14 protein-coding genes are annotated in these 13,659 nt (G+C 68.7%); 8 read left to right on the top strand and 6 right to left on the bottom strand.

Annotated elements, in window-relative coordinates; translation table 11 throughout:
* Positions 1-255: 255 nt before the first annotated feature.
* The 6 genes from VSH64_RS32445 (at position 256) to VSH64_RS32420 (ending at position 5,091) form a co-directional block, all read left to right on the top strand.
* Positions 256-660, top strand: coding sequence for a TOBE domain-containing protein (locus VSH64_RS32445; protein ID WP_326838087.1), 405 nt, complete (start codon positions 256-258; stop codon positions 658-660).
* The gene (gene modA / locus VSH64_RS32440) at positions 657-1,463 is read left to right on the top strand and encodes a molybdate ABC transporter substrate-binding protein (protein WP_326566553.1); all 807 of its coding nucleotides are present in this window, start codon (positions 657-659) and stop codon (positions 1,461-1,463) included. Before VSH64_RS32445 ends, modA begins: the two co-directional genes overlap by 4 nt.
* Before the next feature lie 73 nt (positions 1,464-1,536).
* Complete coding sequence (locus VSH64_RS32435) at positions 1,537-2,286, top strand: ABC transporter permease (RefSeq protein WP_326566552.1); 750 nt, start codon at positions 1,537-1,539, stop codon at positions 2,284-2,286.
* Complete coding sequence (locus VSH64_RS32430; RefSeq protein WP_326566551.1) at positions 2,283-3,359, top strand: sulfate/molybdate ABC transporter ATP-binding protein; 1,077 nt, start codon at positions 2,283-2,285, stop codon at positions 3,357-3,359. Before VSH64_RS32435 ends, VSH64_RS32430 begins: the two co-directional genes overlap by 4 nt.
* A 105-nt stretch (positions 3,360-3,464) precedes the next feature.
* A complete protein-coding gene (locus VSH64_RS32425) occupies positions 3,465-4,259 on the top strand; it encodes an HAD-IIA family hydrolase (protein ID WP_326566550.1) in 795 nt (264 codons plus the stop codon).
* 37 nt (positions 4,260-4,296) lie between these two features.
* The gene (locus VSH64_RS32420) at positions 4,297-5,091 is read left to right on the top strand and encodes a metallophosphoesterase family protein (protein WP_326566549.1); all 795 of its coding nucleotides are present in this window, start codon (positions 4,297-4,299) and stop codon (positions 5,089-5,091) included.
* Here the strand turns inward: VSH64_RS32420 and VSH64_RS32415 are convergent.
* From VSH64_RS32415 to VSH64_RS32390, 6 genes are all read right to left on the bottom strand, one after another.
* On the bottom strand, positions 5,088-5,462 hold the full coding sequence (locus VSH64_RS32415; RefSeq protein WP_326566548.1) for a YccF domain-containing protein: 375 nt from the start codon (positions 5,460-5,462) through the stop codon (positions 5,088-5,090). The two genes, VSH64_RS32420 and VSH64_RS32415, sit on opposite strands and share 4 nt — an antisense overlap.
* Positions 5,462-6,214, bottom strand: coding sequence for a PhzF family phenazine biosynthesis protein (locus VSH64_RS32410; protein WP_326566547.1), 753 nt, complete (start codon positions 6,212-6,214; stop codon positions 5,462-5,464). The genes VSH64_RS32415 and VSH64_RS32410 overlap by 1 nt, the downstream gene beginning before the upstream one ends.
* Before the next feature lie 812 nt (positions 6,215-7,026).
* A complete protein-coding gene (locus tag VSH64_RS32405; protein WP_326566546.1) occupies positions 7,027-8,490 on the bottom strand; it encodes a hypothetical protein in 1,464 nt (487 codons plus the stop codon).
* Entirely contained in the window at positions 8,487-8,975 is a 489-nt protein-coding gene (locus tag VSH64_RS32400; protein ID WP_326566545.1) for a hypothetical protein, read from the bottom strand. Before VSH64_RS32400 ends, VSH64_RS32405 begins: the two co-directional genes overlap by 4 nt.
* 93 nt (positions 8,976-9,068) lie before the next feature.
* Positions 9,069-9,623: a DUF3558 family protein gene (locus VSH64_RS32395; protein WP_326566544.1), complete on the bottom strand. Its 555-nt coding sequence runs from the start codon at positions 9,621-9,623 to the stop codon at positions 9,069-9,071.
* A gap of 245 nt (positions 9,624-9,868) precedes the next feature.
* Complete coding sequence (locus VSH64_RS32390) at positions 9,869-10,642, bottom strand: ESX secretion-associated protein EspG (protein WP_326566543.1); 774 nt, start codon at positions 10,640-10,642, stop codon at positions 9,869-9,871.
* 132 nt (positions 10,643-10,774) lie between these two features.
* On the opposite strand from VSH64_RS32390, the gene VSH64_RS32385 reads away from it, so the two are divergent.
* Positions 10,775-12,433 carry an AMP-binding protein gene (locus VSH64_RS32385; RefSeq protein ID WP_326566542.1) on the top strand — a complete coding sequence of 553 codons (1,659 nt, stop codon included), beginning with the start codon at positions 10,775-10,777 and terminating at the stop codon, positions 12,431-12,433.
* A gap of 64 nt (positions 12,434-12,497) precedes the next feature.
* The gene (locus VSH64_RS32380; RefSeq protein WP_326566541.1) at positions 12,498-13,631 is read left to right on the top strand and encodes a hypothetical protein; all 1,134 of its coding nucleotides are present in this window, start codon (positions 12,498-12,500) and stop codon (positions 13,629-13,631) included.
* The last annotated feature ends 28 nt before the right edge of the window (positions 13,632-13,659 follow it).

Below are 13,659 nucleotides of genomic sequence, written 5' to 3'. Positions count from 1 at the left end.
AGCGGCAGAACCCGTGGTGGTGACGTGGATTACGCTGCCGCCGCGACCGTCCACACCGGTGGCGACCCGGGTCGGGCACCGCCGTCGTGAGGGGCGCCACGTAGCCCCTCCGGCCGGCGGCCGGGGCCCGGCTGCCCGCATCGTGGAATTTTCGGGCGTTATCAGAACGCAATAATCGAAGAGTTACACAACGAAGTGCTCGACAATTCACGTTTCACATGGCTTTTCCTCAACTGCGGCGATAATCTTCCGGCCATGCCGCAATTTCGGTTGTCCGAGGCCGCCAGGCTCCTCGGCGTCAGTGACGACACCGTCCGGCGGTGGGTCCGGGCCGGTCAGCTGACCGCGACCGACGACGCCGCCGGCCGCAAGGTCGTCGACGGTGCCCAGCTCGCGGGTTTCGCCCGTGCGCAGGCCGCCGGTCCCGAGGACCCGTCGGCTATCGGCCGTTCCGCCCGCAACCGCTTCGTGGGTCTCGTGACCGAGGTCACCGCCGACAAGGTGATGGCCCAGGTCGAGATGCAGTGCGGGGCGCACCGAGTGGTGTCACTGATGAGTTCAGAAGCCGTCCGCGAGCTCGGGTTGCGCCCGGGTGTGCTCGCGGTGGCCGTTGTCAAGGCGACCACCGTCGTGGTGGAGACCCCGGAAGGAACCAGATGAAGAAGCTCGCCATCGCCGTCGCGGCGGTAGCGCTGTTGGCCGGCGCGTGCAGCGCGAACGACCAGGCCAGCACCAGCCCCAACACCGGCAGCGCGTCGGCGCCGGCTCCCGCGGGCGGGGGTGCCACGGGCACGCTCACGGTGTTCGCCGCCGCGTCGCTCACCGAGTCGTTCAACGAGCTCGGCAAGGAGTTCGAAGCCGCGCACCCGGGCGTCACCGTGAAGTTCGACTACGAGGGTTCCTCGGCGCTGGTGCAGAAGCTGAACAACGGCGCCAAGGCCGACGTGTTCGCCTCCGCCGACCAGGCCAACATGGACAAGGCCACCCAGGGTGGCGTGATCGACGGCCAGCCGACGGTGTTCGCCACCAACAAGCTGGCGATCGCGGTGGCCAAGGGCAACCCGAAGGGCATCAAGTCCTTCGCCGACCTGACCAAGAGCGACCTGACCGTAGTCGTCTGCGCGCAGCAGGTGCCGTGCGGTTCGGCGACGAAGAAGGTCGAGACGGCCACCGGCGTCACGCTCAAGCCGAAGAGTGAGGAAACCGACGTCAAGCAGGTGCTGGCGAAGGTGCAGTCGGGTGACGCCGACGCGGGCCTGGTCTACGTCACCGACGCCACGTCGGCCGCCGACAAGGTGGACAAGGTGGACTTCCCAGAGGCTTCGGGCGCGATCAACAACTACCCGATCGCCGTCGTGAAGGACGCTCCGCAGCTCGCGCTCGCGAAGGAGTTCACCGACTTCGTCCTCGGCCCGCAGGGCAAGGCCGAGCTGACCAAGATCGGGTTTGGCCCGGCTCAGTAAGGGGCAGCGCGGTGCGGCGGCCGGGCAACGGCCGCCGCATTCGCGGGTTCCCCTTGTTCTCTGGATCCCCGCGGTGCTGGCGCTCGCGCTCGTGGTGCTGCCCGTCATCGGGCTGCTCGTGCGTTCGGACGTCACCCGGTTCCCCTCTCTCCTGATTTCCGAGTCTTCGCTGGCCGCGCTCAAGCTGTCGGTGATCACGGCGCTGCTGTCCACGGCGGCGTGCGTGGTCCTCGGCGTGCCGCTGGCCGTGGTGCTGGCGCGCTCGCGAGTGCGTGGCACGCGGCTGCTGCGCTCGATCGTGCTGCTTCCGCTGGTCCTGCCGCCGGTGGTCGGCGGCCTCGCTCTGCTGTACGTGCTGGGGCGCAGGGGTTTCCTCGGCATCCTGATCAACGCGCTGACCGGCCAGCAGGTGCCGTTCACGACGGGCGCCGTGGTGATCGCGCAGACGTTCGTGGCCATGCCGTTCCTGGTCGTGAGCCTCGAAGGCGCGCTGCGAGGCTCGGGCGACCGCTACGAGCAAGTGGCCTCGACGCTCGGCGCGCGGCCGTGGACGGTGTTCCGCCGGGTGACGCTGCCGTTGCTGCTGCCGGCCCTCGGGTCGGGTGTGGTGCTCAGTTTCGCCCGGGCGCTGGGTGAATTCGGCGCGACGATCACGTTCGCCGGTTCGCTCGAAGGTGTCACGCGCACGTTGCCGCTGGAGGTCTACACGCAGTCCGAAGTGGACATCGACAGTGCGGTGGCGCTTTCGCTGCTGCTGATCGTGGTGGCGTTCGTGGTCATCGTGGTGGCGCGGCCGCGCTCGTTCGAAGGTGGTTTCCGGTGACGCTCACGGCGCGGATGGCGCTCTCGCGGGGCACGTTCTCCCTCGACGTGGAGTTCACCGTGCCCGACGGCACGGTGCTGGCGCTGCTGGGCCCCAACGGGTCCGGGAAGTCCACTGTGCTCGGTGGGCTGGCCGGGCTGGTGCCGGTGACGTCGTCGGACATCAAGCTGTCGGGCCGCGTGCTGTCCGACGCGAAGGTGAACCTGGCGCCGCACGCGCGTGGCGTCGGGTTGCTGTCGCAGGACGCCTTGCTGTTCCCGCACCTGTCCGCTTTGGACAACGTCGCGTTCGCGCCGCGTTCGGCCGGCGCGGGGAAGGCCGCTTCGCGCGAGGTGGCGCGCAAGTGGCTGGCGGAGGTGGACGCGGCGGCGTTCGCGCGGCGGCGGCCCGGCCAGCTCTCGGGTGGCCAGCAGCAGCGGGTGGCGATCGCGCGGGCGCTGGCCTCCACACCTTCGCTGCTGCTGCTCGACGAACCGTTCGCGGCGCTCGACGTGGACGCGGCTCCCGCGATCCGCGGGCTGCTGCGGCGCGTGCTGCGCGGCGGGCTGACCACGGTGCTGGTCACGCACGATCCGCTCGACGCGCTCGCGCTGGCCGACCACGTGGCCGTGATGTCGGGCGGGCGCATCGTGGAACGCGGGCCGACGCGGGAGGTGCTGGCGGCGCCGCGCACGGCGTTCACGGCGCGGATCGCGGGGCTCAACCTGGTTTCCGGCGTCGCCGAGGCCGACGGGCTGCGCACGAAGACGGGTGACCTCGTGGCGGGGCTGTTGTCGCCCGACGCGGTGGTGGGGGAGACGGCCGTGGCGGTGTTCTCGCCGGCCGCGGTGGCCGTGTACCCGCACGACGGCGAGCACCGGGGCAGCCCGCGCAACACCGCTGAGGCCGCGGTGGCGGCGCTGGAGCCGCACGGGGCCGTGATCCGGGTGCGCACGAGCGGCGGTGGCTGGGCCGAGGGCCTCACCGCGGACCTCACGCCGGCGGCGGTGGCGGACCTGGAGCTGGAGCCGGGTTCGGCGGTCACGCTGTCGGTGAAGGCCGCGACGGTCGAGGTGCACCCGGCGCAGTCGTGACGCGTTGTGCCGCAAGGGAAATCGCCTGTTCACGGCCGTTTTGTCGGCCGTGCGTGATACCTTGGCGTCTCGATCAAGAAGGCCCGACGGAAGAGGATGGCGAGGGTGACAGAAGGCCGCTGGACGTACCTGAGCGACATGGACGGCGTCCTGGTTCGCGAAGAGCACCTCGTGCCGCGCGCGGACGAGTTCCTCGCCGAGCTGCGCGACAACGGCATCGGCTTCCTGGTGCTCACGAACAACTCGATCTACACCCCGCGTGACCTGCGGGCCCGGTTGCTGCGCACGGGGCTCGACATCCCGGAGGAGTCGATCTGGACCTCCGCGCTGGCCACGGCGAAATTCCTCGACTCGCAGCGGCCGGGCGGCACGGCGTTCGTGATCGGCGAGGCCGGGCTCACCACGGCGTTGCACGAGGTCGGCTACGTGCTGACCGAGCGCGACCCGGACTACGTGGTGCTGGGCGAAACGCGCACCTACAGCTTCAGTGCGATCACCAACGCGATCCGCCTGATCGAGCGGGGCGCGAAGTTCATCGCCACCAACCCGGACGCGACCGGGCCGAGCATGGAGGGTTCGCTGCCGGCCACGGGGTCGGTCGCGGCGCTGATCGAGCGCGCGACCGGGCGTTCGCCGTACTACGTGGGCAAGCCGAACCCGCTGATGATGCGCTCGGCGCTGCGGCGGCTGGGCGCGCACTCGGAGTCGACGCTGATGATCGGCGACCGCATGGACACCGACATCCACGCGGGCATCGAGGCGGGGTTGCAGACGATCCTGGTGCAGACGGGGATTTCCACTCCGGAGTCGGCCGAACGCTATCCGTACCGGCCCACGATGGTGATCGAGTCGGTCGCGGACCTGATCGGGCGAACCCTGGACCCGTTCGGCGAAGGCTGACCGGCGTGCGCGCCGGAGCAGGGCCTATCGTCGAACGATGAGCGTGTATGTGGTGGGCGACGTCCACGGGCACCGCGACGCCCTGGCCGACGCACTGCGCGCCGAGGGACTCGTCGACGGCGACGGCAAGTGGACCGGCGCCGACGACTCGCTGTGGTTCCTCGGCGACTTCGTGGACCGCGGTCCCGACGGCGTCGGCGTGATCGACTTCGTGCGTACGCTGCACGAACAGGCGGCCGAGGCCGGCGGGTCCGTGCAGATGTTGCTGGGCAACCACGAGATCCTGCTGCTGGGGATGTACCACTTCGGCGACCGGCAGGTGCCGTCGGACTTCGGGCCGCGCAGCTTCGCCCGCAGCTGGGAGATCAACGGCGGCCTGCTGTCCGATCAGGACCGTCTCACGCCGGAACACATCGAGTGGCTCTCGGCGCGCCCGCTCGTCGCGCTGGTCGACGACCACCTGCTGATGCATTCCGACACGCTCGAGTACCTCGACTGGGGCTCCGACATCGCGTCGATCAACGCTTCGGTGGGCGAAATCCTGGCCGGCAGCGACATCGAGGCGTGGTGGGACGTGTGGCGCCGCATGACCACGCGCTACGCCTTCCGCGGCCCCGAGGGCGAGGAGAACGCCACCGAGCTCATGAAGGCCCTGGGCGGCTCGCGGATCGTCCACGGCCACAGCGTGATCGCCGACCAGCTGGGCATCCACCCGGCCCAGATCGAGGGACCGTACCTGTATGCCGGCGGCAAAGCCCTCGGCATCGACGGCGGTTTGTTCGTCGGTGGCCCGTGCCTGGTGGTGCCGCTGCCGTTCGTGCCGGAGTCTTAAGGGATCTCCACGATCTCCTTGCCCAGCGGCATGAGCGACACGGGGATCAGCTTGAAGTTGGCCACGCCCAACGGAATCCCGATGATCGTCACGCACAGCGCGATGCCAGTGAGCACGTGCCCGATCGCCAGCCACAACCCGGCGAAGATGAACCAGATGATGTTGCCCAGCACCGACCCGACCCCTGCGTCACGCCGATCGACCACCGTCCGGCCGAACGGCCACAACGCGTAGTTCGCGATCCGGAACGACGCGAGGCCGAACGGGATGGTGATGATGAGGATGCAGCACACGATGCCCGCGAGGACGTAGCCCACGGCCATCCAGAAGCCGCACAGGACGAGCCAGATGATGTTCAGCAGCAGGCGCATCAGACGTGCAACTCCCCACTCACCACGGTGACCGCCCGCCCCCGGATGAGCACGCGGTCGTTCTGCAGTTCGGTTTTCACGATGCCGCCCCGCTCGGAGAGCTGCTTCCCGGTCAGCTGCTTCCGGCCCAGCTTGCCGGTCCAGTAGGGCGCCAACGAGCAGTGCGCCGACCCCGTCACGGGATCCTCGTCCACTCCGACGCCCGGCCCGAAGAAGCGGCTGACGAAGTCTTCCGTGGTGCCCTTCGCGGTGACGATCATTCGTCCGGTCCAGGTGCTCTTGAGTTCCTGGAGATCCGGCTCCACCTGCGCGACCTGGTTTCGGTCCGCGAGCTCGACGAACAGGTTCTCCCTGCTCCGTCCGACGAAGCGGGTTTGGTCCCCGAGGATGCGGCTGACGTCCTCATCGGTTTGTCGGGGCTCGTCCACGGGGAAATCCATCTCGATCCAGCCGTCATCACCCTTGGTACAGGTGAGCACGCCACTGCGCGTCTGGTACCTCTGCGTTCCCCCCAGCACCTGCGTCGCCGCGATGGTCGCGTGCCCACACAGATCCACCTCCGTGGTGGGCGTGAACCACCGCAGACTCGTGACGCCGCCGCTCTGGCGCACGAAGGCGGTCTCCGAGTGCTTCATCTCCGCCGCCACCCGCTGCATCCACCCGTCACCGCGGTCCTCCTCCAGCACCACCACCCCGGCCGCATTCCCGGCGAACGCCTCCCCAGTGAACGCATCGACCACGTAGAACCGCATGGGATCGACGGTACCGGGGTGGGGTGGTGGGGGTGTCAGGGAATTACCCTGGGTTTTGTGGGGTGTCGCTTTGTCGACTCTGGGCTGTTTGGGTGCCGGGCCGATTCTGCTCGCCGCCTAAACGTGCAGCTTCTCGCGCCGCTCGCCGCGCGCACGTTCCCGCGCGCCGTTCGCCCGTACCTTCTCGCTCGCCGCTTACCGCTCGCCTGCGCCCTTGCCCGCCCCTCGCCCCGCGCTCGCGCGCGGTGTGCCCCCGCGCACGTCTGAGGCTTCACCTCACCGGCGTGCGCGCCATTCAACCTGCGCTCGAGCTTGATCCATTGGATGCCACGACCCAGCGGGTGGCTGTCCGCTCGGCCGCACCGCCTACCGGCGCCAGGCTTTGACGGACGTCCGCCTGGGCGGGCGCCGTCGACTATTCGACGCCTCGGCCCCCACTCCTTTGGCATCGCAACCGGATGGCGCAGGAAGCCTCGGACACGCAGCGACCGGGCTGCCGCTCTGCGCTCGACAGCGCGGCGCGTCGGCCTGGCTGCGTGGTTTCGTCCTCACCGATGCCGGGACACCGGTGTCACCGCCGACGGGTCCTTCGCGCGATGGGGCCTGCCGACTCTCCGCGCTGTCCGGGCAATCCGGCCGCGTCGAAGCCAGTCGACTCGGCGTGGTGGTTCGTTCGTGTCCACCCGCGAGGGGCTCAAGCGTTGCCCGTCGATGCAGCCTCGCTCGCGAACCCGCCCGTGCCCGCGTTGATCCGCACCTGAAACACAACGCGGCGCCACCCACCGGCGGCGCCGCGTTCCGAAACCCTCTACTCACCCACCAATGACCGGCGGCGTGATCTTCTCCCCGTCGGGCCCACGCTCGGGGCGAACCTCGAACACCTCGTCCGGATCTTCCTGGTTCGGGAGCTTGTTCTTGTGCTCCTTGCCCTCTTCCTTCTTCTTGCCGCCGCCGGCGCCCGCCGCTCCGGGCGCGCCGGCCTTCCCTGCTTTACCCGCGTTGGCCGCCGCGGTAGCGCCGCGTTCGAGTCGTTCCCCGGCACCCTTGCCGGACTCGCCGCCTTCGCCCACGCCGCCCCTACCGGCCGCCCCACCACCGGACACACGACTGCCGGCAAACCCACCGCCGGCCCGTCCGCCACCCGCGCCCGGCCTGCCGCCGCGCAACGTCTCCTCACCAGCACCGCCAGCCCCACCCGGCCCGCCCCCACCAAACGCCAACGCATCCGGCGACAGCCGCCCGAACCCACCGCCGGCCGCGGGCGGCCTGAACCCTCCGCCACCCGTACCACCGGGCCCACCAAAGGCCCCGGCACCAGTGCTGGACCCTGCTCCGGGCGGGGTGAACGCGTTGCCGTTGAAGCCAGCCGTCCCACCACCGCCGGGGCTACCTGCGCCAGGCGCACCACCACCGGGCGCCCCGAAACTGCCGCCGCCGGTGTTGAGCGCTCCAGCGTGGCCAGCGAGGCCGGCGCCAGGCTGTGCGCTGCTCGTGTGGGTGCTGTCGTCCCCGCCTCCGAGTCGCGGAGGAGGCGAATACGCCGGCTGAGTCGAGGCCGTCTCGTGGTACGTGTTGTCCAGCCCCTGCATCACCTGCACAGCCTGCTGGTGTGCCGCGTCCGCCTGCTGCTGTTTGGCCGCGATCGCGTTCATCGTCTGCGCGGCGGCCGCTGGATCTGCGACGCTCAACTGTTGCGTGGCCTTCTGCATCTCGGCCTGCTGGTCGAACTTGACCGGCTCCGGCATGTTCTTCTGCGCGTAGTCGGCCGCCGCAGCCTGTTGGGAGTAGCGATTGGAACTCAGCTGTGCGGCGTTCGCGGTCTGTGCGGTGTAGTCGGCGGTCTTCTGGAAGAACCCGTGAGCTTGGTCCGCCGCAGCGCCCTGCCACTCGACGTCTGTAGCAGCGGTTGCCGTGTTCGCGGAGTTGGAGATGTCCGCGAGCCAGTTGCCGATCTTATTGGCAACGCGCCCGCGATCGTCGATCTCTTTCACGTCCATGTTGGTGTGGACCATGTCGTACAAGTTGCTGTGGTCGTAGGCGGCGTAGTTGGCGGTGGGCGTGGGTGCGTCGGCACGAGTGGTTTGGTTGCTCAGCAGCTGGTTGCCCTGTGTAACCGAGTAATCCTGCGCTGATTGCTGCGTGCGCTTGTCGATGCCCTCTCGCACGTTGCGCTGATCTTCGACGCCAAAGCGCCCTGCGCCCTTCGACAGGTCCGCGTGGGTCTGGGCGTAGTAGTCCGCTTCGTACTCGCGGTGCTCGGTGCGGTGTTCAGTCACGACTCGGGTCCTTCCAGCTTCTGGAAGACCTGGGAGTGTGCGTCATCGGCTGCTCGGTAGTTCTTGTTCGCGATGGTCAAGGCGTCCTTGACTGCAGCGAAGCTGTCCTTGAGGAGCTGCAGGTTGGGGATCAGCGCCTGGGGATCACCGTCGCTGATCTTGACGCTGAAGCTGGCGATCTCCTTCGCGTAGGGCCCTCCACCCATCTTCGCTTCGCGCGAAAGCAGGAAGAGGTCATTGCTCAGGTCGCTGAGGCCGTTGAGATAGTCATCGCACACCTTGGTGTAGTGCTGGAGGCCTGCCTCATTGATTGCGAAGCCGCCGCTCGTGGCCAGCGACTTGAGCTGTTGTGCACTTTGGCTGAGCCGTTCCGCACCGGCCGTATCCAAGGGATCGCCGGGAATCGACGCGAGAGGATTCGGATTTGGCTGTTCCGGCGTCGACGGGGCCAGCGGGGTTGCACTCAGTTGTAGATCGTCCGCCATGCCGACAACCTCCCCATGTGACTAGGCGTAATCAGCTACCACTCTAATCGTGAGAGGAGTTGCTGTCAGCCGTCTGGCCAAGTTCGTGCTGGCTCAGCCGGCTTTGGGTAGCAGCGGCTCGAGTTTCTTGGCGAAGGTTTCGGCCATGTCGCACGCCTGATCGGTTGTCTTGGCACTCGTGCCGACCGCCAGGAGGGCTCGGGATCCGGGCTGCACCTCGAGTCCGATCGAGCACTGTCCCGTGATGCCGGTCGGCTCTCGCTCGAGGATCAAGGCGCGACCGTTCAGCTTGCCGGGGAAGGCCTTCGACCGGTCGGGAATGTTCTCGTCGATGGTCTGACCGGCCTGCAGTGAGAGTGCCACGTCGGAGTCGCCGACTTTGTTGCTGGTGCAGCTGCGCTCCGTGTCGGCGGTGGTGGGCACCGCTTTTGCGTAGCCCTGTCCCATCAGCGTCTGGTCGAGAGTTGCGCACGGCGTCATCTTCGCAAATGGGTCGCCGTTGCTGCTCGACGTGCCCGTGGTCACAGTGGGTGCGGGAGTCGTCGGGCTCGGGTTGCCGCTCACGGCCCCATCGCACGCGCTCGACAGGATGGCCAAGGCTGCCAATCCGGCGATGAGCATCGGGCGTCGGTTGGTCGTTCCGGTCACGGCATCAACGCTACGGGGTAGCTCACGGGATTCCCTCACGACGTGTGGTGGACGGTTGTATTCGCAGGTGAGGCAGATCGATGAGCGCGGTAGTGCGCCTTGCCCCTGCGCGCTGCGTCGCACGGTCGCTACTTTAGTGGCTTCGCCGGGGAGCGCTCGGGAGTCTCGGGCAGTTTCTCCGCGTCGGCTGCGACCAGGTTCCTGCAGTCGGCGGGAGCGGTGAATTGCCCAGCTGCTGTGCAGCTTCAGCGAATCCCCTCATCGATGGCCTCAAACAGCCACCTCCGCAGGTGAGACCCATCAGAAGGCACAAACCTCAACCGGAACCCGCCATCCCGCAACGGCTCCGAGAACGTCACGTACCGCCCCCCATCCGTGTCCACGAACGTAGCCGTCGACACCGGACGCAACACCCCATGTCGAGGCCGCAAGGACAACTCCACCGTCCCATGCCGATGCAGTGGCCACTGAGAGTAAGCACCCAACGCATCCCGATCCCGCCGCGAAGGCGCCGCCGACGTGAAATCCCGATCCGAAAAGTCCGAATCATCCGAAGACGCGGAAGAATGCCTCGCCGGCGCCTGCGTGATCGATACCGGCGGGACAGGCAACGCCGGATAAGCCGGGAACATGCTCAACACCGTCTCCACCAGCCGATCCGGCCGAGTCTGCTCGAAGCGGATCCCGGAATCATCGGAAGACGAGAACACCCCCAGCCCCTCACCCACACAAGCCCGATACAGCACCGTCCCGGACGGCAGCTCCGCCGCGCGCACGATGATCAGCACCTCAGGCCGCGTCCAGGCCGAAAGCGTGGCCAGCACGTCGTGGTCCAGCTTGTCCGCCAAAGCCAGCCCGCGGGACCGCAAGGCGGCCCAAGCCTCGTCCGAGAGCCGGCGGTTTTCGGAGAGGGTGAGGCCCGGGCTGCGGATTTCGAAGGGGTGCCACGAGGCCGGCAGGCCGCTGCGGCGGACGGCGACGTCGACTTCGGTCCAGCTCAGGGAGAACTCCTCCGGCACGACCCAACCCCAACCCCTCGTGAAACGGACCCGCACCGAGCGTAGCGGAAGACGCGCGCCGGGCTGGGTGGTCGTGGGGGCGTGGGGTTCCTAGACTCGCGGGTGTCGACGCAGACCCCACGGGAGGCAACCATGCCTGACGCGCCCGCATTGCCCAGCTACGCCTCCGGGACGTCCGAGGTTCCGCTGCTGGGGGACACGATCGGGGACAACCTGGATCGCACGGTGGCGGCGTTCCCGCAGCGGGACGCGATGGTGGACCGCGCGGCGGGCACGAAGTGGTCGTACGCGGAGCTCAAGAAGGACGTCGACCAGTTGGCGCACGGGCTCCTGGCCACCGGCATCGGCAAGGGTGACCGGGTGGGGATCTGGTCGCCGAACCGGGCGGAGTGGACGTTGCTGCAGTACGCGACGGCCAAGATCGGGGCGATCCTGGTCAACATCAACCCCGCGTACCGGTCGCACGAGCTCGAGTTCGTGCTGAACCAGTCGGGTGTGCGGATGCTCGTGGCGGCGGACAAGTTCAAGACGTCGGACTACGCGGCGATGGTGGAGCAGGTCCGGCCGAAGTGCGCGGCGCTGGAGTTCGTGGTGCTGCTGGGCACCGACGCGTGGCCGGCGCTCATGGCCAAGGGCGAGGGCGGCGACCCGGCCAAGCTGAGCGAACTCCAGAAGAACCTGAGCGCCGACGACCCCATCAACATCCAGTACACCTCCGGCACCACGGGGTTCCCCAAGGGCGCCACCCTGTCGCACCACAACATCCTCAACAACGGCTATTTCGTCGGCGAGCTGTGCAACTACACGGAAGCCGACCGCGTGTGCATCCCGGTGCCCTTCTACCACTGCTTCGGCATGGTGATGGGCAACCTCGCGTGCACCAGCCACGGCGCGTGCATGGTGATCCCGGCGCCGGCGTTCGACCCGAGGGCGACGCTGGAAGCCGTGGAGGCCGAGCGGTGCACGTCGCTCTACGGCGTGCCCACGATGTTCATCGCCGAGCTCAACCACCCGGACTTCGGCGAGTTCGACCTGTCGTCGCTGCGCACCGGGATCATGGCGGGCTCGCCGTGCCCGGTCGAGGTGATGAAGCAGGTGATCGACCGGATGGGCATGACGGAAGTGTCGATCTGCTACGGCATGACGGAAACGTCGCCGGTCTCCACGCAGACCCGCGCGGACGATTCGGTGGAGCGCCGCGTGTCCACGGTCGGGCGCGTCGGCCCGCACCTCGAGTCCAAAGTGGTCGATCCCGAAACCGGCCTCACCGTGGCGCGCGGCGTGCCCGGCGAGCTCTGCACACGCGGCTACTCCGTGATGCTCGGCTACTGGGAACAGCCCGACAAGACGGCCGAAGCCATCGACGCCGCGCGCTGGATGCACACCGGCGACCTCGCCGTGATGGACGACGACGGCTACCTCAACATCACCGGCCGCATCAAGGACATGGTGATCCGCGGCGGCGAAAACGTGTACCCGCGCGAAATCGAGGAGTTCCTCTACACACACCCGGACATCCTCGACGCGCAGGTGATCGGCGTGCCCGACGTGAAGTACGGCGAAGAGCTCATGGCGTGGGTGCAGCTGCGCGAGGGCGCCGAGCCGCTCACCGCCGAGGCCGTGCGCGAGTTCGCGCAGGGCAAGCTGGCGCACTACAAGATCCCGCGGTACGTGCACGTTGTCGACGGCTTCCCGATGACCGTGACGGGCAAGGTGCGCAAGGTCGAGATGCGCGAGCAGTCGGTGACGTTGCTGGGTCTGGAAGCGGCCGCTTCGGCAAAACACGCGTAGGGCAGGCAACCGGACAACCCGGTCAGGCGTGTTCCCCCTCGAAGACCGACGAAGGGGGAACATCGTGAAGGTCAGTCGAAGAGCGTTCGCCGCGGGGGTCGCGGCGGTGGCCGTGACCGCGCTCGCGCCGGCGGTGGCCACGGCCGCACCCGCCGCGCCGATCGAGCTCGCGCCGCGGGCGGGCGACACCTACACCGGGGTCGAGGCGATGAACGACCGCGGCACGGTCGTGGGTGAGTCCTACCCGCGGGACGTGCGGATCCTGTACCACCCGATGAAGTGGTCGGCCTCGGGCTCGGCCACCGCGTTGCCGACACTCGGCGGTCAGCTGGGCCACGCCGTCGCGGTGAATCAGTCCGATGTGGTGGTCGGCGTCGCCGATGATGCGGCGGGCGTCAGCCGCGCCGTGCGTTGGGCGGCTGACGGCAGCGTCACCCAGCTCACGGCTTCCGGGGAGAGCAGCTCGGCGAGCGCGATCGCCGACACGGGCCGGATCGTCGGCTCCTACTACGACGGCACCGCGCTGCACCCCCTGGTCTGGGAACGCGACGGCACCGCCCGCGAGCTGCCCGGCCTGCCCGGCGGCGGCTCGACGTCCGTGAACGAGATCACGCTCGACGGCCGCTTCGCCGCGGGCCTCGCGGATGACGCGGACGGCCGCGCCCACCTCGTGCGCTGGGACTTGTCGTCCGGCGGGATCACCAACCTCACCGCGGCCGTCGCCTACGGCACCATCACCGGCATCTCCCGCGACGGCGCGATCACCGGCTCCGTCACGGAAACCGTCGGCGGCAACACCGTCTTCAAGCGCTGGGACCTCTCCGGCCACGTCGTGACGCTGGGCGGCACCGAAGCGCCGAGCTTCGGGGAAGCGTTGGGAGTCGGCGAAAACGGTGTCGTGGTCGGCCTCGTCGACCCGGACTTCGGCGGCAGCTACGCCACCCGGTGGGACTCCGCGGGCCACCCGACGTCCCTGCCGAGCGACACCCGCAACGCGAAGGCCCGCGCCATCAACCGGATCGGCACCATCGTGGGCCAGGCCGAATCCGTCGGCGCCAAGTGGTCTCCGAACGGCTCGCGTTCGCGACTGGAACCGTTGCCGGGGCACACTTCCGCGGACGCTTTGCTGGTCAACTCTCGTGGCGTTGCCGCGGGGATGTCGTATGGGGATGTCTGGCGTGGCGTGATCTGGAAGTGACGCGGCGGCCGTCCCCGGTGTCAGCCAG

Source organism: Amycolatopsis rhabdoformis, from assembly GCF_035918295.1.
Lineage (GTDB): Bacteria > Actinomycetota > Actinomycetes > Mycobacteriales > Pseudonocardiaceae > Amycolatopsis > Amycolatopsis rhabdoformis.
Note: the sequence above shows the minus strand (reverse complement) of the source record. Positions and strands in the feature narration are given on the sequence as shown.